Origin of the sequence: Xenorhabdus indica, from assembly GCF_014467235.1 — a bacterium.
GTDB lineage: Bacteria > Pseudomonadota > Gammaproteobacteria > Enterobacterales > Enterobacteriaceae > Xenorhabdus > Xenorhabdus indica.
The window spans coordinates 1-20,083 of sequence record NZ_NKHP01000014.1; the positions used below are offsets into that span (position 1 = coordinate 1).

Consider the following 20,083-nt stretch of genomic DNA (forward strand, 5'->3'; position numbering starts at 1 on the left):
AACAGCGCGTTTCCTTTCTTTAATTTTGTGAGGTGCTTTTTCACTGACATATTCTGTCTCCCTGAGATGATGGAATGTTATGAAATAGGCTATCCCGCCTGATAACAACGCAGGCCATAACATTCAGGCACAAGATTTAAATCTAACTCACATTGTCTCCGACAAATTGGTTAATTAAGGACGCAATATGCTGTTTTACGATAATTTGAAGGGACTTTGCTTTCTAAATATATCGGTTAATTCGTGGTGAATAAAATGAGGGGAATAATAAATAACGAATGAGTAAAGACCAAACTAAATCAAGTAAAATAAAAAATGGCATTCAGCAATAACAGCGTAAAAAGTTAAAATGATTGCTGTTGAAGAATAATATTCTGAGATGGCGTATATAACTAGTGTATCGAACTGCTTGATATTTATCCATAAAAGGAGTTTTTTTCGTAACATAATGAAGTAAAAATAAAAAATTAGGCAACGGTTTTGACAAAAGTATGATCATTTTAATTTCATGAACTCGATCACAAAAAAGTTATTTTTAGATATGAGATTTTTTATTTTCTGTCTTTTTTTGATAAAAAAGAGTGTAGTAATGAATGAAATATTTTCATTGAATATATAAATATCAGCCATTCATTCAAATAAAAGTAAATATTGCGATGAGATCAGTCCTAAATGGAAATAGCCGAATTAATATTTGGCTAATTGAGCAATATAAGGATTAAGTCAATCCAAATAACTCAGATTTATTAGACAACTGACTGGATTTCAAAGGGCCGTTTTCTGCTCTAACAGTGATAGTCATTTACTTTCCCATTATTCTATAATTTCCTGTTTTTCTTTCAGGTCGTCATAGCGATCATAGTGTTTGGTTGAGACGCCGGGTTTTTTATGGTTTTGCAACCTATCTCTCATCTCAGAACTGATCCCCATCTCTCCTGTAAATCTAATATTTCACTTGCAGATTCACACAATGGAATTACGTGGTAATCACCGTTGCTCAAGCCCAATGCATTATCGAAGATATCAATCCTCGCCGTCCACAAAATCCAAGATTTCTACCTATGTCGGAAATATCTATGATTCATATTGTTCTCCGCAACCATGCAACCATACAGGTAAACTGCTAGGATATGGAGATCTTTAGTGGGTGTTTCATCCAAATTAGTCGGAGGTAAGTTATCGGGATTAAGAGGATGTTATCACTGTCCGTTTTTTAAATATCAAATGTGCAATAATCCCGCCAACCAATCCCCAAAATGCTGAGCTGATCCCCAGTAAATTTGCTCCTGATGCTGTGATTAGAAAACAAATAATGGCGGCATCCCTTGTAGATTCATTTTTGATTGCCAGATTTAAACTATTTGTAAAAGTACCAAGGAGGGCTAATCCGGCCAAAATCTTTATAAATGGAGTTGGAAAAGCGTTAAATAAATAGAAGATGGCTCCACCAAAAATGCCTGCCAGTACATAGAAAAAACCAGCACTCACAGCGGCAATATACCGTTTATCCCGATCTGGGTGGACATCATTTCCCATGCAAATGGCTGCTGAAATTGCGGCAATGCAAATACTGAATCCCCCAAAAGGTGTCAGAATAATGGTTACTAATGATGTCCAAATAAGTAATTTTGATGTGCGAGATGGATATCCCGCCGCCTGTAGAGTAGCAATCCCCGGTGCATTTTGGGATGCCATCGTGACGATAAAAAATGGAATGCCTACACCAATAAGTGTGGTTGCGCTAAATTGTGGCATGACAAATTTAGGCATGGAGAACATGATGCTTTCACCTGCCAAATTTAAATTGCCGCTGAGGATACAGAGAATAACCCCTGCCGCAAGTGTTGAAATTATTGCGTATAACGGAAAGTAGCGGCGGAAAATTAAGTAAATAAGTAGCATGATGCCACAAAGCCAAAAGTTGGATTGTAGTATTGCAAAGGCATCCAAACCGAAGCGGAGTAATATTCCGGCAAGCATTGCGGCCGCGATGGAATGCGGGATGTAGTTCATCAGTTTGGCAAATAGCCCAGTGATACCGCATATCAACATTAATGTTGAAGCGAAGATGAAAATACCAATGGCTTCATTGACAGAAGTATTCGGAAAATGTGTCGCCAACAATGCAATTCCCGGTGTTGACCAGGCCGTTAAAATGGGAGTGCGGTAATAAAGTGATAACGCAATTGTTGAGATTCCCATCCCAATACCGAGCGTAACTAGCCAGGCACCAATTTGTGATGATTCGACACCAATCGTTGTCAATGCTTGGAGAATTATTGCAACTGAACTAGCATAACTAACTAATACCGCAACAAAACCTGTAACAAGCGTTGCTGGTGAAAAATCTCTAAAAAATGATTGCTTAGGCATACGATATTACCTATCGGATGTTATAACGGACGATGGTGAGAATATCACCGTCTGTTTTAGCATTCAACCCAATGTATTTATTTTGAGAAGGCACCAATGAGTGATATCACACCGAAAATTGCCGAAAAATTTAAGTCATTAAGAGCTTATCGAGGGGTAAGTCTCAGTCAGGCGGCTAAACTGACGGGAGTTAGTAAGGCGATGCTTGGGCAAATTGAACGCGGTCAATCAAGCCCGACGATTTCTACACTGTGGAAAATTGCAACAGGTTTTAATGTCGCCTTTTCAACCTTTTTGGAGGGCACAGAGCCTCAGCTTCAGCCTGTATTACATCGATTTAATGAATTACCAATCTTTGAACAAAACAATTCAGGTATGCGAGTAACACCACTGATCCCCTTTGATGATGAATTTTTCATCGATTTATTCAAAATAGAATTGTTACCGGGGGCTTCAAGTGAATCTTCTCCTCATGAAATTGGGATGGTGGAGCATGTTATTGTGCTCAGTGGAGTGTTAGATCTGCGTATTAATGACACCTGGCATAAAATTTCAGCAGGTGAATCAATGCGTTTTCATGCCAGTTGTAACCATGCTTATGCTAATTCAGGTGATGATATTGTCGTTATCCATAACCTCATTCATTACCCACATCACTCATTACCTACATAATTACCTGAAAGAGTTGGCGTACAGATTGCTCATACAGATGTTAATATGGCGATTTAAATCGCCATATCTTAACGTTATCTCATTTATTAAAAAAACTAAAGTGTGAAAATAAAATAAACAAAATTGTTAATGCTTGATATAAGCAGGAAATATAATTTCCTTGACAACGACTAACTGCTGGCGATATTAATTTATAATATGGTAAAAAATCTGAAATATTCATCTGATATATATCTATATCTACCCAATCAGATTTAAAATTACAGCATATATATTTTATGGATTTCAAGATGCAACTTGAAAGACGACGGGTATATAGCAAGTAGCAAGAGAGAGGGCATATGAATAGCCGAATAATACATCAGTATTCCACTATACATGCTTTGATGTCTGGTGTTTTTGATGGAATGTTTACAATATCGGAAATCAGTCAAGGTGGCTCATTTGGTATTGGCTACTTACATGCACTCGCAGGTGAAATGATTGCACTGGATGATACTTTTTTTGAAATTCAGGGAGAGGGGAATGTGCGCCGTTTCTATGCTCACGAGCAGTTGCCATTCGCACAGTTGACATATTTCAATCCTAATGAGCAGTTTCCTGTTGCGAATATCAACAAAAAATCTCTTTATTCCGAATTATCCACTCAGGTAAATATTGATAATATTTTTGTTGCGATAAAGATTGAAGGTAATTTTAAAAATATCCGGTTTCGTCGTATGAATTGCCAGGAAAAACCCTTTATTGAAGCAGTTACAAAACAATCCGAAGAGACATTACATGATATCTGCGGTGTGATGGTTGGGTTTTGGACACCAGATATCTTTCACGGTGTTTCTGTTGCAGAGTTTCACATTCATTTTATCGATGACACCCGGACAAATGGCGGGCACGTTATTGATTTTGAATTACATAATGGTCTTTTAAGTTACGAGTTAAAACAAGATATAAAAATCCATCTGCCAGATAAATAGTGTATATCTTAATGCCGACCTCATATTATTAGAAAAGCTGAAGAATGATCAGGAGCCTGTAGAAAAATGATATTTTTTATTCTCATTTAAGGCAGGGAAAGAGTAACTTCAATCCCTGCTCTGGATATCAGTTACTTGTTTTTAAGACACTTGAATATTCTACCGGAACCCATTTATATCCCTGTTTTTCTTTACGAATATGTCCAATACCCGGAAAGGGTAAGTGGGCACCGCCAATTAACCATTGTTGATGTGAGGCTTCTTCAAAAATAGATTTACGTGCTTCAATGGCTTTATTGTTATCTACATCGAATTCAATAGAAACTTCGGGGTGTGTCAGTTGTACTGCATGAAAATGTACAATATCACCCAAAATCAACATATGACTTTTGCCTGAATGTACCAGGTATGAAGTATGACCGGGTGTATGGCCAAAAGTGGATATTGCTTTGATGCCGGAAATAACCTCTTCTCCACTTTTAAAAGTATGAAATGCCTTTGCAGCAATATACGGTGCTACAGCTTTTTGAACCATGTTAGCGAATGACTGATTTTTTTCTGAAGTTGAAGCTACAAGCTGAGGGTTCAACCTGAAATTATTTTCTTCCTCAGAAATATATACAGTCGCATTCGGGAATATGGCTTTACCCTCCGGTGAAGTAATGCCACAAGCATGGTCTGGGTGCATATGTGTCAGTAATATGGCTTTTACTTCTTCTGGTTGATAACCCGCAGAACGGATATTATTAATAATATTTCCCGCTGTGTATCCAAAGCAGTGGCTACTGCCTGCATCAATTAATACCAACCCTTCTTTGGTATTGACAAGATAAGCATTTATCGCTGTCTGAATGCCCTCTTTATTTTCAATCTGGAACATTCGTGCGATCAGTGCCTGAATATTTTTTTCATCAAGACCTTTGAGTAAAGAAGGGGAAAGATCGATGTGTCCATCATAAACAGCGGTAACCGTGAAATCACCAACGAGATGATGATAATAACCAGGAACCTGATTTGCAGGTTGTTCAGCAAATGTTGTCGAAGCGGTGGACATTGTAGAAGTTGCCATCACTCCTGCGAGTGTCAATGTAATAGCTAGATATGATTTCTTAAAAATATTTTTCATTAAATACTCCAGAAATTAAGGGAATAAAATAACTATAATTTATCAGTGTTATGAAAAATAAATTAATTAATGAAAAATAGGATGGATACAGATTAAATGTTGATAAGTTAATAATTGATTGAATGATATAAGATAAAAAAATAGATAACACGATATTATGGTGTCAAAAAAACATCTGCTTCCCTTAAAAAGGATTAAATAAATTTTAATAAGTAATTCTCAGAAACAGTCTTTATTCATTTTTTTGTAATCTCATAAAATGAGGTTGTCAGATTAATTTAAATTAATGTTGAGATAGTGGCTTATTCTTATTGCAATAAAATCCTTGGCCCTGCTCCTTTTTCTCCCAATATATCATTTGGGTTGCGTAGCGGGCACTCTGTCAGTGAAAGGCATCCACAACCGATGCAACTGTCCAGATTATCGCGTAACTGGGTTAGCTTTGTGATACGTTGATCCAGCATATCCCGCCATTGTGAAGAGAGCATACGCCATTGTTCTGCCGTTAGTTTGCTGTTGGGTGGAAATTGACTCAATATTTTCTGTATTTCTTTCAAAGGAATACCTGTACTTTGTGCAACTTTGATAATCGCGATATAACGCAGAACAATGGCAGGAAAACGACGCTGATTTCCCTGGTTACGTGAGCTTTTGATTAACCCTTTTGACTCATAAAAATGAAGTGTTGATATAGCAACTCCACTACGTTTTGCTACTTCTCCGATGGTTAAAGCTCTATTAAAATCAATGTCTTTATCTTTCGCCATTTCAGTTGATCTCAAGTTAATTTGAGGTTTTATAGTCATACCTGATATTTCTGTCAATTAGAAAAATATTCTTGTTGATTCGACATTCGCGTCTATTGACAGGTGAAAAAGTGAATCAGCAAGGTAAATATTTACAGGTGGAAGGGTCTGCGTTATTGTTTCCATCGGTTCAGAAAAATAGCCTCCCCTCTATTTTGATTTTGGCAGTTTTTCTGAAGATGCTCTTGATGTGCCTGCTCGTCAGGTAATGAGTTATGCCACTGTTGCAGGTATATCCGTTGCAGACAACAAATAGTCATAGTCCAACAATTGTTCTGTTAATACAGGGCCTTTTGGTGAGAGCGTTGGTGGTGCAGAGCGCCTGACCAAACAGGAACACCAAAAAGATTACGTCAGTGCCAGTTAGTGAAGGTACTGATAAAGATTAACGTGTTACCAAAGGATGAAGGCTGAAAGGTTGCTGAGGCAATGGTATTGTTTGTATAAGCGACGGCATTGTTTTGCAAACGGGACGCTTCATAGAGCCAATCATGACAACAGCATATTATCCCTATCCATTACAATTTGCTTATTGGGTGCCCAATGTTTCCGGCGGTCTGGTAGTCAGTAAAATTCCTCAGCGCACTCAGTGGGATGCACGATATAATCGGCGGTTAGCACAGATCGCCGAACACGCCGGATTTGATTATGCCTTGACACAAATCCGTTTTACTGCCGGATATGGCGCCGAAAATCAGCACGAATCAGTAACTTTTTCTCAGGATTTGCTGGCGGCGACTGAAAAATTGAAAGTCATTGCCGCGTTGCTGCCCGGTCCCTGGAATCCTGCCCTGGCTGCCAAGCAGATAGCTACCATCAGCCACCTTTCCGGTGCTCGTATTGCCGTGAATATTGTCAGTGGCTGGTTTCGCGGTGAGTTTAAGGCCATTGGTGAACCCTGGCTCGATCATGAAGAGCGCTATTTACGCTCTGAGGAATTTATTCGCTGTCTGCGGGGGATCTGGCAGGAAGAACAGTTCACTTTTGCCGGAGATTTTTATCGTTTTCGGAATTACAGCTTAAAACCGAAACCTCTTCATCCACAGCCGGAAATTTTTCAGGGAGGTAGCTCACGTGCCGCGCGGGACATGGCTGCACGGGTTTCTGACTGGTACTTCACTAACGGTAATAGTACAGAAGGTGTGCGTCAACAAATCGACGATATTCAGGTTAAATCCCGGCAAAACGGGCACTCAGTAAAAATTGGTATGAATGCGTTTGTGATTGCCAGAGACAGTGAGCAACAAGCGCGGCAGGTGCTGCAAGAGATTATTGATCACGCTGATGTGGATGCAGTGAAAGGTTTTCAGCATGAGACACAGAATGCGGGCTTGGCTTCACCGGAAAAAGAAGGGAACTGGGCGAAATCCAGCTTTGATGATTTGGTGCAGTATAATGATGGTTTTAAACCGAGGCTGATTGGTACACCGCAACAAATAGCTGAACGGATTATCGACTATAAGAAAGTAGGCGTAGATCTATTGTTGCTAGGATTCCTCCATTGTCAGGAGGAGGTTGAATTCTTTGGACGAGAGGTTATCCCTCGTGTCCGGGTACTTGAACAACAGTTAACATCAGAGTTAAGAGCATGAAGAAACTACGGGTGGTGATCTGTGGCGATACCTTCTATGTCTCTGACAAAGAGGCTAACCTTATGTCTGATAATATCGTGATCGGCATGGATATTGCCAAACACAAAAGTGCGGATTTTGGATAACGATATGTATGATTGCTGTTTTTTCACGGGGATGTGGATCATATAGTGGTTCACATCCCCAACATAAAATCAAGCCGTTAAGCCAATCTGCTGATTATCAATCAGGCGTGTTTTTCCTAACCATGCCGCCATCAGGATCACAGCCTTTTTGCTCTGTGATGTTAAAGGTTGCAAATTTTCTGCATCACGAATAAATATCTCATCCGGCATAAAACCTTCTTCTCGTAGATGAGTGGACATTATTTCAAGCAATTGTTCAATATCCCGTTCGCCATTTTTCAACCTTTCAGCCGCACATTGCATGACTTGGTTTAGCAGAGGTGCTACTTTTTTTTCTTCTGGAGACAGAAGATTGTTGCGTGAACTGAGTGCCAGCCCATTTTTATCGCGGACAATAGGTATGGAAACCAGAGTGATATCATAAGCCATGTCAGCAATCATCTTGCGGATAACCTGCAACTGCTGAAAATCTTTTTCACCGAAGTAAACCAGATCAGGCTGGATCAGATTGAACAGTTTGCTGACAACCGTGGTGACTCCACGGAAATGCCCCGGCCGGCTTGCACCTTCAAGCATATAAGAGAGTTCAGGTACTTCAACAAAAGTCTGTTTGCCGTTTAAGCCATTCGGATACATTTCGTTGACATTAGGTGCAAAAACCATCTCAACATTGCGGCGACTCAGTTTTTCACAATCTTCCTGTAGGGTTCGCGGGTAGTTGACTAAGTCATCTTCGCGATCAAATTGCATTGGATTGACAAAAATACTCACAATGACTACGTCAGCTTGGGCTTTGGCAGTATCAACCAGAGCCATATGACCATCGTGCAGATTGCCCATTGTAGGCACAAAGGCAATTCGTTTTCCGGCCTGACGCCAACGACGGATTTCACGGCGTAAAATGGGGATTGTTTCTATAATCAGCATTGCTCTACTCCTTTATAATTGGCCGTCATGCTGTGTATACCCGTCATCTTTCTTGAAATCCATAGGGTATAGATTAATTGAATGAATGTGCTTGATCGGGGTATGTGCCGTTTTCCACCTGTTCAATATACAGGTTGATGGCATCCCTGATGTTGCCGGTTTCTTTGAGAAAATCTTTGGCAAATTTTGGTGGTTTTGCGGTAATGCCCAAAGCATCATGCATGACGAGGATCTGACCATCAGTTTGATTGCCCGCACCAATGCCAATAACCGGGATTTCCAGCGCTTCAGTCACTTTCCGTGCGAGTTCTGCTGGTACACATTCCAGCACTAATAACTGCATCCCGGCTTTTTCTAAGGCAATAGCATCGTTAATTAATTGTTGAGCTGTGGGCTCATCACGCCCTTGTACTTTATAGCCCCCTAATATGTTAACGGCTTGTGGTGTCAGCCCCAGATGCCCGCAAACGGGAACGGATCGGGCGGTCAGCATTTTTACTGTCTCACACAGCCAGCTTCCACCTTCAATTTTGACCATATTAGCGCCTGAACGCATTAAAATAGCGGCATTATTGCAGCCTTGCTCTGGAGTGGCATAACTCATGAAAGGCATATCGGCGATCAGAAAAGCATGGGGAGCACCAGCGCGGACGCTTCGGGTATGGTAGGCAATATCTTCTACTGTAACCGGTAAGGTAGAATCAAACCCTTGCACAGTCATGCCGAGTGAATCGCCAATAAGCATGACATTGATACCTTGGGCAGCAAACAGGTGAGCGAAGCTAGCATCGTAAGCCGTAATTGTAGCAAACTTACGTTTCTCTTTTTTTAACTGGCTCAGGTCAGCCAGAGATATTGGTTTCATTATTACCTCCTGAATAGTTATACCCTTTATTTTTTGCGTACTGTGCTACAACCAAAACGTCAGGCCATTTTCTGGAACATGTTTTAATCGTTCTGCCAATGTTTCTTTATCAGGAAACACGAGATCCGGTGCAATTTCTGCAAGCGGATAAAGCATAAATTCGCGTTGTTTTAAACCGTAGTGGGGAATAGTCAGACGTTCAGTATTAATTGTTTGGTCACCGAATAACATGATATCCAGATCAAGTGTTCTCGGCCCCCAACGCTCATCTTTGCGGACACGTCCTTGAGCCAGCTCTATCGCCTGAGTGTGATCAAGCAAGGTTTCTGGTAGTAAGTGAGTATCCAATGCAACAGCCAGATTGAGATAGTCTGGCTGATCCTGTGGTCCCAACGGTTTAGTGCGATAAAATGAGGAACGTGCAATAAAAGTTGTTTCAGGGATTGTTTTCAGGGCAGCAAGTGCATTATCAACTTGCTGCAAAGGATCAGCCTGATTACTGCCAATAGCGATGTAAACCCTGGTCATAGTATTAGACATGATTCCAGTTAATTCCTGTTATGGCGAGGGCGATTATAACCACCCCGGTGATGGCGTGTTCTGCGACGAACAGGCTCACAGCCAAGTTCAGAGATCATGCCCCGCTGTTGTGAAGGTGTTGATTGTTGGAATTTTGTCCACCAGTGCACTAGTTCTTTCAGTTCATGACGTGGTTCAACGCTGGCACGCAATTCCAGTAAATCAAAAGCAGCCCGGAATTTTGGGTGCTCCATCAATTTATTTGCTCGTTTCCCCTGACGGCGCGGCAGGCGAAGCTGCAATAGCCAAATATCACGCATAGTTGTGGTATGGCGTTTCGGAATGGCAATTGAACGGCACTGTTCATCAAGAATATCATTCATCGCCAGAGCAAAGGCATCGTAATACTGTAAGCCACTTTCCTGCGTCAGTTTTTCCGCATGTTCAATCAGTGGATACCATAATATTGCCGCAAATAAGAAAGCAGGATTGACCCGCTTGTCATGCTGGAGACGATAATCGGTATTTTTTAATACCTGCTGCAACAGTTTTTCCATCGCTGAATCACCGTGTTGGGTGAATCCACGTTGGATTAGCGGGAATAATGGCTCAAATAGCTGGTATTCACGCAGTAACTTATAAGTACTGTAACCGTGCCCTGCCTGTAGTAGTTTCAGGGATTCATCGAATAGACGGGCGGGAGGAATCTCTCTTAGCAGAAACGCAAGACGTGGGATAGGTTCGGCAGTGGTCTCATTGATAGTCATGTTTAGCTTGCTGGCGAAACGGATGGCCCGCAGCATCCGTACTGGATCTTCGCGATAGCGAGTTTCCGGATCACCAATCAGGCGAATAATCCCTTCTTCCAGATCGGCCATTCCACCGACATAATCCCGTAGGGCGAAATCTTCAATACCGTAATAGAGGCTATTGATAGTGAAATCGCGGCGGATGGCGTCTTCTTCCACTGAACCAAAGATATTGTCACGCAGTAACATTCCACTTTGAGCTTTGTGTGACTGATTGCGGTCATTGCATTCAGTCTGTTCATGTGATCCACGGAATGTGGCAACTTCAATCACATCTGGCCCAAACATAATGTGGGCAAGGCGAAAACGGCGACCAACAAGGCGGCAGTTACGGAATAATTTACGTACTTGCTCTGGTGTTGCGTTGGTAGCAATGTCAAAATCTTTCGGTTTTTTGTGCAGTAATAAGTCACGTACACCGCCGCCTACCAAATAAGCCTCGAAGCCAGATTTATTCAGGCGGTATAGAACCTTCAATGCATTTTCACTGATATCTTTGCGTGAAATAGGGTGCTGTTCCCGCGGGATCACGGTGATCAGGGGGGCAGAATGTTTTGCCTTTCCAGATGTTTTCTTCATTTTGATGTTTTCGGCATTTGATGAAGATATGCGATTCACTCTGCTATGTTTAGGCAGAGTGCTGCTCTCTGTTTGAGCAGAATGGTCAGATATGGTGACTGGCCTTTCACTGGCTGCCTGTGTTTCGCGTTTTATCTTGGTTTCGCGGATCAGCAAATTACGGCAGAAAGTTGCTACTCGGTTAAAAATGGTACACCTCGATAGTGACGAATCAAATTAAAACAAAAAAACAGCCGCTAATCATAACTTACTGGACATTCTTTGAGAATGCTTGCAGTGCCAATAGCAACACTTTATTTAAATTGTCTATTGATTATGTTTTGGGGCGGAACATGATTTATATTCCAACCAATGATAGCCTGTTTTAATAATTGATCTGTGGTGAGATCTTGCCAGCCTGCGATGGTTGGTTGGTTTAAAAATGATAACGCATCAATAAGCAATGGACGTGGATCATCAAGAGGGATCGGTTTTGCATGATTTTGCTTGGAAAGTTTATTGCCCTCTTTATTTAATACAAGAGGCAAATGTACATAATCTGGCGTTTTAAAATTCAGATACCGATATAAGGATATTTGGCGAACGGTAGGTTCGATCAAATCTGCTCCTCTGACAATTTCAGTGATGCCTTGATAGTTATCGTCAATAACAACGACAAGATTATAGGCAAATAAACCATCTTTGCGATGGATAATGAAATCTTCTTCAGCCATTTTTGCAGATACGGTGATATTTCCCTGTAATTTGTCGTAAAAACTATAAACGGGATACTGTTGTTGCAGGCGAATGGCGGCATTACGGGTTGGCAGGTGTAAATGCTGGCAGAAACCATCATAAAATCCGCCCAAATGCTGAATGCGCTGGCGGGTACAGTTACAGTAATAACTGTTCCCCTGTTGTAGTAGCTGCTCAAGTATCTCCCGGTAAGCGTCGTGACGTTGGGATTGGTACAGTACTTCTCCGTCCCAGTGAAGGCCGTAGTGCTCTAATGCCTGTAATATCCTATCTGCTGAGCCGGAAACTTCTCGCGGAGGATCGATGTCATCAATCCGCATCAGCCATTTTCCTTGGTAAGCACGCGCCTGTAAGTAACTGCCCAGTGCTGTCACCAGAGAACCAAAATGGAGATCGCCAGATGGGGATGGCGCAAAACGCCCAATATACAACGGAGGATGTTTATCCAATGGAAAGTATTCGGATTGAGTCATGTCAGGGTCAGTTAAGGGAGTATACGGCGCCTTTCAGCGCCGTATTCAACCCATCAGTTAGCCAGCCATTTGCTTTTCGCGAATTTCAGCTAACGTTTTACAGTCAATACATAAATCAGCTGTAGGGCGAGCTTCTAAACGACGAATGCCGATTTCAACCCCACAGGATTCACAATAGCCGAAGTCATCATCTTCGACTTTCTTCAGCGTTTTTTCGATCTTCTTGATCAACTTACGTTCACGATCCCGATTACGTAATTCAAGACTGAATTCTTCTTCTTGCGCCGCACGGTCAACCGGATCAGGGAAGTTCGCTGCCTCATCTTGCATATGAGATACAGTACGGTCTACTTCATCCCTGAGTTGATTGCGCCATGCTTCCAGAATCAGCTTGAAATGCGTTAACTGGGCATCGTTCATGTATTCTTCGCCTGGCTTTTCCTGGTAAGGTTCTACCCCAGCGATGGCGAGAATGCTCAAGGACGAGGTTTTACGTTTTTGCCCTTCTTGCATAATGCTTCTCCTTACACACGCACTATCAAACGCCCCCCCAACAGTAGGGGGAAAAAATAGGCCGCTATAAATAGCAGATGACTGCGAGGTTGGCAATTATTCCTACCATTAGTTTTGCAATGGTGTGAAGGCAGCCGTGTTTACTGCCTAAATATGTTGCAAAACTTACCTCATTAGCATGATCTGTTTACAAATCATCCTATTGATACAAAAGGCAATTTGTGACTTAGAACCATCCTGTTTTCTGTCATGCTGGCCCCGTAACAAATTACTTCGACCCCTAAATTGCATGCTTGTTCCAAAAGAAAAGCATAATCGTGGTCAATATGTTTTGCTGCCATCACTTGACTGATACCGGAATGTAAAACAGCAAAGCACAGGACAGCACGTTGTCCCTGTTGCGCTATCAATGATAGTTCACGTAAATGTTTTTGCCCACGAATTGTCACAGCATCAGGGAAATATCCTTTATTGTCTTGCAATAAGGTGACCGATTTTATTTCAATATAGCAATTAACTTTTTGTTTTGACTCTAACAATAAATCTATCCTGCTTTTCTCTTTTCCATAGCTCACTTCGCGGTTGATTTTTTCGTAGCCGGATAATTCTGAAATTAGATTTTTTTCAATAGATTGATAAACCAGATCATTAGCTCGCAGTGTATTCACGCAAATCCAATGCCCGTTTTGAGTTTGTGTCAGCTCCCAGCTATTGGGATATTTACGCTTAGGATTGTCTGATGTGGAATACCACACGGTATCTCCGGGAGTTGCACAGCCTGTCATCGCGCCGGTATTGGCACAGTGTATGGTGAGCGTTTCACCTTCTGGAGTGAGGACATCTGCCAGAAAACGTTTATAGCGACGAATTAATGTCGCAGGCTTCAATGGTGGAGAAAATTCCATAAACTTTCCTTTATAACTAACAGGTTCACTATCATTAAGTCATATGCATGAAGTCACTTGAGCATGAACTAAAATTAAACATGAAGATGAAATTAAACGTGAACTGAAATTAAAATCACCAATGCTACAATGACAGCCCTTGAAAGTTAATTGCTATGGTGAGCCTTTGTTATTACCTATTTATGACGTTGTAGACTCTGTCATAACGCAGTTGGAGACCTCAAAACAGGTTTTATTACATGCTCCGACAGGCGCAGGAAAATCAACCGGATTACCGCTGGCAATCCTGAATAATACCCGGTTTAGTGGACGCATTATTATGTTGGAACCACGACGTCTTGCAGCGCGTAGTGTTGCTGAACGTCTGGCAGAGCAATTGAATGAACCAGTAGGTATGACAGTAGGTTACCGAATGCGTTCGGAGACTAAAGTCAGTGCCTCCACACGCCTTGAAATAGTGACTGAGGGGATCTTGACCCGGATGCTGCAACAAGATCCTGAATTGAGTGATGTCTCTCTTGTCATTCTTGATGAATTTCACGAACGCAGCTTACAGGCCGATCTTGCGCTGGCTCTGTTGCTGGATGTGCAGGAAGGGCTGCGCGACGATTTACGTATTCTGGTTATGTCAGCCACGCTGGATAATCAGCGCCTTTCTTGTCTGTTACCTGAAGCACCTGTGGTTGTATCAGAAGGCCGTAGTTATCCAGTGGTGAGAAGTTACCATCCACTTCCTGCTCATCTGCCTTTTGAACAAACAGTGGCTTCCACAGTATTACGCTTATTACAGCAAGAGACAGGCTCCTTACTGCTATTTTTACCTGGTGCGGGTGAAATTCAGCGTGTATTGGCTCAGTTGGAGGGCAAGGTTAATAACGAGACATTATTGTGCCCACTATACGGTGCTTTATCACTAGCAGAACAGCGCAAAGCAATAGCGCCTGCTCCGGCAGGAATGCGTAAGGTGGTACTGGCGACTAATATTGCAGAAACCAGTCTGACGATTGAGGGAATTCGTCTGGTGGTGGATAGTGGTCTGGAACGTACCAGCCGATTTGAACCAAAGAGCGGTTTAACCCGTTTGATTACCCAACGCATCAGTCAGGCATCAATGATTCAACGAGCGGGTCGGGCGGGCAGGTTGGAAGCTGGCGTATGTTGGCATTTATTTAGTCAAGAGCAGGCTGAGCGTGCTACAGAGCACAGTGAACCGGAAATTCTGCATTCAGATTTGAGTAACTTGCTGCTTTCTTTATTGCAGTGGGGATGTCGTGACAGTGGCCAATTACATTGGTTAGACAATCCACCACAAGCTGCCCTGGCTGTTGCCCAATCTCTACTTACTCGATTGGGAGCACTGGATGACAAGCAACAATTAACAGCCCGTGGTTGGCGAATGACCGAATCCGGTTGCGAGCCTCGTTTGGCCGCTATTTTATGTCTGGCAAGAGAATGGTGTTCAAGTAAAGGATCATGTGTGGAGAAAGCATCGGCAGGGGAAGCCCTGGCAACAGCAGCGAAACTGGTTGCGATCCTTGAGGAGCCGCCACGATGGGGGCAACCGGATCTCATCCATTGTCTTACCTCCAATCAGCCTCATTGGCAGCAACGGGCAAAACAATTATTCAGAAGCCTGGTCAGAAGCCTGGCAGATAATACTGTTGCGGAGACTAACCACATTAATCTGGAGTATGTGCCTGAGTTATTGGTACAGGGTTTTCCTGACCGAATTGCGAAAAATCGTGACAATTTTGGGCGTTTTCAACTTGCTATTGGCTTGGGTGCTGTACTGGAGCGGGAAGAGTCGCTTTCAGGTGAAACATGGCTGATAGCACCGGCATTGCAGCAAGGTAGCAAAACACCGGATGCACGCATTCTGCTTGCCTGTCCGTTGAATATTGAACAAATAATCAGGCAATATCCTGCTTTGTTTACAGAACAGACAGTGATTGAATGGGATGATAATAAGGGAACGCTGCGTGCATGGAAGCGGCTGAAATGTGGACGTTTGACGGTTAAAGCACAGCCTTTGGCAAAACCTTCTGCGACTGAATGGCAGGAAGCCCTGCTGAATTGGGTTCGACAGGAGGGACTGGCAGCTCTGGCTTGGTCACAGGAAGCATCGCAGTTGCGAATTCGTTTGCAACGGGCCGCAGAATGGCTGCCGGAAATTGAATGGCCTGCTGTTGATGATGATGCTTTATTGGATTCTCTTGAACAGTGGCTGCAACCCGCATTGGAAATGGAACATGTGCAAGATTTGAAGAGATTGCGACAAATTGAGCTGTCATCAGCTCTTGTGACTCTTCTTGATTGGCAGCAGCGGCAAATACTGGATAATGAATTGCCTACTAATTACACTGTGCCAACTGGAAGCCGGATCAGCATTGAATATTTCTACGATAAGCCACCCGTATTATCAGTCAGAATGCAGGAAATGTACGGCGAGCAGCAAAATCCGGTTTTGGCGAAAGGGCGAATTCCTGTCGTTGTTGAGTTGTTGTCTCCGGCTCATCGTCCATTGCAGATCACCCAAGATCTCGCGGCATTTTGGCGGGGAGCTTATCGAGAGGTACAAAAAGAGATGAAAGGGCGTTATCCCAAGCACTTATGGCCAGATGATCCTGCTAACACAGCACCGACAAGGCGCGTGAAAAAATATATTTGATCGTTTAAAAACATTTAATTGGAGAATTCGGTATGTCTGATGATGATCGTCAGCCAATCGGACGTAAGGGTAAAAAATCGGGACATCGTCGTGGGCGTCAGGCGAATAAACGTCATCGGCGGGATGATTATGACTATGATGATTTTGAAGGCGAAAATGATAACGACGATGAGGATGGAGTCATGACGAAAAAAGGGAACAAATCCTCGCAGATAAAAAGGCGGGGAAAATGGGTCTGGCTGCTGCTATTGAAAATCTTTATTGTGTTGACAGTACTCATTGTTATATATGGTTTTTATTTGGATAACAAAATTCGCCATCGCATTGATGGCAAAGTTTGGGATCTTCCTGCTGCGGTATATGGCCGTATGGTAAACCTTGAGCCGGGCATGAATTACAGTAAGGCTGAAATGGTTCGGTTATTGGAAGGTATGCAGTATCGGCAGGTGACTAAAATAACCCGCGCAGGTGAGTTTGTGGTCAGGGGCAATGGTATTGAAATGTTGCGTCGGCCTTTTGATTTTCCTGATGGTAAGGAGGGGCAAATTCAGGCTCGTTTAACTTTCAATGACAATCACTTGGCCAGCATTGAAAATATGGAAAACCAGCGTCAGTTTGGTTTCTTCCGTCTTGATCCAAAACTGATCACGATGATGCAATCTGCGAATGGTGAGCAGCGCCTGTTTGTTCCGCGTTCCGGCTTTCCTGATTTACTGGTTCAGACATTATTAGAAACGGAAGATCGTTATTTCTACGAGCATGACGGCATCAGACCCCTTTCGATTGTTCGTGCAGCGCTGGAAAACCTGCTGGCAGGCCGTGCAGTTCAGGGGGGAAGTACCTTAACTCAGCAGTTAGTTAAAAATTTATTTCTGACTAATGAACGTACCTTAAGCCGTAAAGCCAATGAAGCCTTAATGGCATTATTGCTGGATGCACGCTACAGCAAGGATCGCATTCTTGAACTCTACCTGAATGAAGTTAACTTAGGGCAAAGTGGTGATGAGCAGATCCGCGGTTTCCCATTAGCGAGTCTTTATTATTTCGGTCGTCCGATTGATGAACTGAGTCTGGATCAGCAAGCATTATTGGTAGGGATGGTTAAAGGGGCTTCGTGGTATAACCCGTGGCGTAATCCTAAAACCGCACTGAAACGCCGTAATGTTGTATTGAAGATCCTCCAGAATCGAAAAGTGATTGATCAGGAGCTATATGATTTGCTAAGCGCTCGTCCACTCGGTGTAAAACCCAAAAGTGATGTAATAACACCACAGCCTGCATTTATGCAGATGGTGCGTCAGGAATTACAGCAAAAGCTAGGTGATAAAGTTAATGATTTATCCGGTGTAAAAATCTTTACTACATTAGATCCGGTTGCACAGGATGCAGCGGAGAAAGCAATAGAACAAGGTATTGCTGATCTGCGCAAGTCGCGTAATGTGCCTAATTTAGAGGGGGCGATGGTCGTTGTTGACCGTTTCAGTGGCGAAGTCCGGGCGATGGTTGGTGGCTCGCAGCCACAATATGCGGGTTTTAACCGTGCGATGGATGCTCGTCGCTTAATCGGCTCGCTTGCCAAGCCGGCAACTTATCTGACTGCATTGAGTGAACCCGATAAATATCGTCTGAACACTTGGCTGGCGGATGAACCTATCTCAATCCCTCAGGCTGGTGGTAAACCATGGGAACCGAGGAACTTTAGCCGTAATTTCAGCGAACGAGTGATGTTGATAGATGCGTTGGCACGTTCAATCAACATCCCGACAGTCAATTTGGGGCTGGATGTGGGGTTGGATCATATTGCTAATACCTTAGTGTTACTGGGCATTCCGGCTAAAGAAATCCAGAAAGTACCTGCAATGTTGTTGGGAGCTATCAACCTGACTCCGATGGAAATGGCTCAGGAGTTTCAGACCATTGCCAGTGGAGGAAATCGGGCTAAACTCTCCGCACTGCGTTCTATCATTGCTGAGGATGGCACCGTGGTTTACCAAAGTTATCCACAGGCGGAAAGAGCTGTACCTGCCCAAGCCGCTTATTTGACGTTATATGGTATGCAGCAAGTTGTTGCGCGGGGAACGGGCCGTTCACTGACCGGAAAATATGGCAAATATAATCTGGCGGGGAAAACGGGAACGACCAATGATCTGCGTGACACCTGGTTTGCCGGGATTGATGGTAAGGAAGTGGCGATTGTCTGGACTGGTCTTGATAACAACGGCCCGACCAAACTGACGGGAGCAACAGGAGCATTGAAGATTTACGAACGTTATCTGGCAAATGAAACACCATTGGCTCTGAATAACCGTCCACCAGAAGGTATTGTTGATATGACAGTTAATGAAGATGGCGCCTTTAACTGTGCTGGAAATGGTATCAGAATGTTACCGGTTTGGACGGATAACCCACAAGCGTTATGTCAGCAATCTGTGCAGCCGCCAATTGAGGAAGGTAAAGAAGAGGCACCGAGCTGGTTGCGTGAGATGTTTGGGCAATAACCTGTAATTGAGCAGTGTTAAAATGCAATTCCCCACTCTTGAGAAGTGGGGAATTGGAAAAATGAGCATGGTGATGTTGTTTTGTCGAAAAATAGATCTAAGGTTGATAATTGGGCGAGGTGATACTTAGTGGAAGCTAAGCTATGAATATTATTATCCTATCCCTGCTATTTATTACCGCTGCATTATTACATGGTATCAGTGGTATTGGTTTTCCTATTGCCAGTACAACCGCATTAAGTTTATTTATGCCTTTGAAAGAAGCAGTAGTCTTAGCATTATGGCCAACATTGTTGGTTAATGTGTTAAGTGTGATTTCAGGTGGAAAAATTGGCCCAATATTACATAAATACAGTTTACTGGCGCTCTTTTCATTATTAGGTAGTTTTATTGGGGCGAAACTTTTATTTCTGATTAATCCTGCCTATCTTCAATTACTGCTGAGTGGATTCATTGGGTTTTACATTATTAATAATGTACGCAGTGATAATTTTCGTTTACCTGCAAGTCCGATTATTTTGGCGCTATTTGGTTTGGTGGCGGGTGTCATTGGCGGAGCGACAAATGCTATGTCACCCATATTGATCATGTGTCTGCTGGCGATGAGCAATGATCTTCACGAAATTGCACGGGCAGCGAATCTCTGTTTTTTGCTCGGAAAATTCAGCCAATTGGTGGTATTGCGTAATGAGGCATTCGAATTATTTTCTTCGGATTATTTGTGGCCTGTACTGTTACTCATAGGGTTATCTGTCCTTTTTCTCTTTATTGGTACTCGCCTGAGAACACGAATTAGTGCGCAGCATTTCCGCTGGTTGATGCTCATTCTGTTAGGTGTATTGGCAGTAATGTCTGCAATTCAGGCGGTACGGGGTTTGGTGTAAGCAATAATCCATAACACCACAATATTATTGTCGTGTTATG

At 42.8% G+C, this 20,083-nt stretch carries 18 protein-coding genes; 7 read left to right on the plus strand and 11 right to left on the minus strand.

Going from position 1 to position 20,083, the window contains the following annotated elements:
* Positions 1 to 813: 813 nt before the first annotated feature.
* The gene (locus tag Xind_RS11870; RefSeq protein ID WP_187650105.1) at positions 814 to 930 is read right to left on the minus strand and encodes a site-specific integrase; all 117 of its coding nucleotides are present in this window, start codon (positions 928 to 930) and stop codon (positions 814 to 816) included.
* A gap of 255 nt (positions 931 to 1,185) precedes the next feature.
* Positions 1,186 to 2,373, minus strand: coding sequence for a benzoate/H(+) symporter BenE family transporter (locus tag Xind_RS11875; protein WP_047681341.1), 1,188 nt, complete (start codon positions 2,371 to 2,373; stop codon positions 1,186 to 1,188).
* A 96-nt stretch (positions 2,374 to 2,469) separates the two neighbouring features.
* Between Xind_RS11875 and Xind_RS11880 the strand changes: the two genes are divergently transcribed.
* Complete coding sequence (locus Xind_RS11880; protein WP_047681338.1) at positions 2,470 to 3,045, plus strand: helix-turn-helix domain-containing protein; 576 nt, start codon at positions 2,470 to 2,472, stop codon at positions 3,043 to 3,045.
* 341 nt (positions 3,046 to 3,386) lie between these two features.
* Complete coding sequence (budA, locus tag Xind_RS11885) at positions 3,387 to 4,019, plus strand: acetolactate decarboxylase (RefSeq protein ID WP_052189525.1); 633 nt, start codon at positions 3,387 to 3,389, stop codon at positions 4,017 to 4,019.
* A gap of 127 nt (positions 4,020 to 4,146) precedes the next feature.
* Here budA and Xind_RS11890 read toward each other — a convergent pair whose 3' ends face one another.
* Both Xind_RS11890 and soxR read right to left on the minus strand, forming a co-directional pair.
* Positions 4,147 to 5,145: an MBL fold metallo-hydrolase gene (locus Xind_RS11890; RefSeq protein ID WP_187650106.1), complete on the minus strand. Its 999-nt coding sequence runs from the start codon at positions 5,143 to 5,145 to the stop codon at positions 4,147 to 4,149.
* Positions 5,146 to 5,453: 308 nt separating this feature from the next.
* A complete protein-coding gene (gene soxR, locus Xind_RS11895; RefSeq protein WP_047681360.1) occupies positions 5,454 to 5,912 on the minus strand; it encodes a redox-sensitive transcriptional activator SoxR in 459 nt (152 codons plus the stop codon).
* A gap of 530 nt (positions 5,913 to 6,442) precedes the next feature.
* Here soxR and sfnG point away from each other — a divergent pair.
* Both sfnG and Xind_RS22765 read left to right on the plus strand, forming a co-directional pair.
* Entirely contained in the window at positions 6,443 to 7,543 is a 1,101-nt protein-coding gene (gene sfnG, locus Xind_RS11900) for a dimethylsulfone monooxygenase SfnG (RefSeq protein WP_187650107.1), read from the plus strand.
* A complete protein-coding gene (locus Xind_RS22765; RefSeq protein ID WP_255347660.1) occupies positions 7,540 to 7,668 on the plus strand; it encodes a hypothetical protein in 129 nt (42 codons plus the stop codon). The genes sfnG and Xind_RS22765 overlap by 4 nt, the downstream gene beginning before the upstream one ends.
* 69 nt (positions 7,669 to 7,737) lie before the next feature.
* Here the strand turns inward: Xind_RS22765 and panC are convergent, their stop codons facing one another.
* The 7 genes from panC to sfsA all read right to left on the minus strand — a co-directional run bounded on the left by panC (position 7,738) and on the right by sfsA (position 13,993).
* Positions 7,738 to 8,595 (minus strand): pantoate--beta-alanine ligase, encoded by an 858-nt coding sequence (panC, locus tag Xind_RS11905; protein ID WP_047681330.1) that lies wholly within the window; start codon positions 8,593 to 8,595, stop codon positions 7,738 to 7,740.
* Between the two features lie 73 nt (positions 8,596 to 8,668).
* A complete protein-coding gene (gene panB / locus Xind_RS11910) occupies positions 8,669 to 9,460 on the minus strand; it encodes a 3-methyl-2-oxobutanoate hydroxymethyltransferase (RefSeq protein ID WP_047681327.1) in 792 nt (263 codons plus the stop codon).
* A 45-nt stretch (positions 9,461 to 9,505) separates the two neighbouring features.
* Entirely contained in the window at positions 9,506 to 9,988 is a 483-nt protein-coding gene (folK, locus tag Xind_RS11915; protein WP_047681357.1) for a 2-amino-4-hydroxy-6-hydroxymethyldihydropteridine diphosphokinase, read from the minus strand.
* A 20-nt stretch (positions 9,989 to 10,008) separates the two neighbouring features.
* Positions 10,009 to 11,367: a polynucleotide adenylyltransferase PcnB gene (pcnB, locus tag Xind_RS11920; protein ID WP_222941791.1), complete on the minus strand. Its 1,359-nt coding sequence runs from the start codon at positions 11,365 to 11,367 to the stop codon at positions 10,009 to 10,011.
* Positions 11,368 to 11,660: 293 nt separating this feature from the next.
* Positions 11,661 to 12,575, minus strand: coding sequence for a tRNA glutamyl-Q(34) synthetase GluQRS (gene gluQRS, locus Xind_RS11925; protein ID WP_052189523.1), 915 nt, complete (start codon positions 12,573 to 12,575; stop codon positions 11,661 to 11,663).
* Between the two features lie 57 nt (positions 12,576 to 12,632).
* Positions 12,633 to 13,088 (minus strand): RNA polymerase-binding protein DksA, encoded by a 456-nt coding sequence (dksA, locus tag Xind_RS11930; RefSeq protein ID WP_038269417.1) that lies wholly within the window; start codon positions 13,086 to 13,088, stop codon positions 12,633 to 12,635.
* 194 nt (positions 13,089 to 13,282) lie between these two features.
* Positions 13,283 to 13,993, minus strand: coding sequence for a DNA/RNA nuclease SfsA (gene sfsA / locus Xind_RS11935; protein WP_047681322.1), 711 nt, complete (start codon positions 13,991 to 13,993; stop codon positions 13,283 to 13,285).
* A 166-nt stretch (positions 13,994 to 14,159) separates the two neighbouring features.
* On the opposite strand from sfsA, the gene hrpB reads away from it, so the two are divergent.
* From hrpB to Xind_RS11950, 3 genes are all read left to right on the plus strand, one after another.
* Positions 14,160 to 16,661 carry an ATP-dependent helicase HrpB gene (gene hrpB / locus Xind_RS11940; RefSeq protein ID WP_187650108.1) on the plus strand — a complete coding sequence of 834 codons (2,502 nt, stop codon included), beginning with the start codon at positions 14,160 to 14,162 and terminating at the stop codon, positions 16,659 to 16,661.
* A 32-nt stretch (positions 16,662 to 16,693) separates the two neighbouring features.
* Complete coding sequence (mrcB, locus tag Xind_RS11945; RefSeq protein WP_187650109.1) at positions 16,694 to 19,159, plus strand: bifunctional glycosyl transferase/transpeptidase; 2,466 nt, start codon at positions 16,694 to 16,696, stop codon at positions 19,157 to 19,159.
* A 143-nt stretch (positions 19,160 to 19,302) separates the two neighbouring features.
* Positions 19,303 to 20,043, plus strand: a complete 741-nt coding sequence (locus tag Xind_RS11950; protein WP_047681316.1) for a sulfite exporter TauE/SafE family protein — start codon at positions 19,303 to 19,305, stop codon at positions 20,041 to 20,043.
* Positions 20,044 to 20,083: the final 40 nt, after the last annotated feature.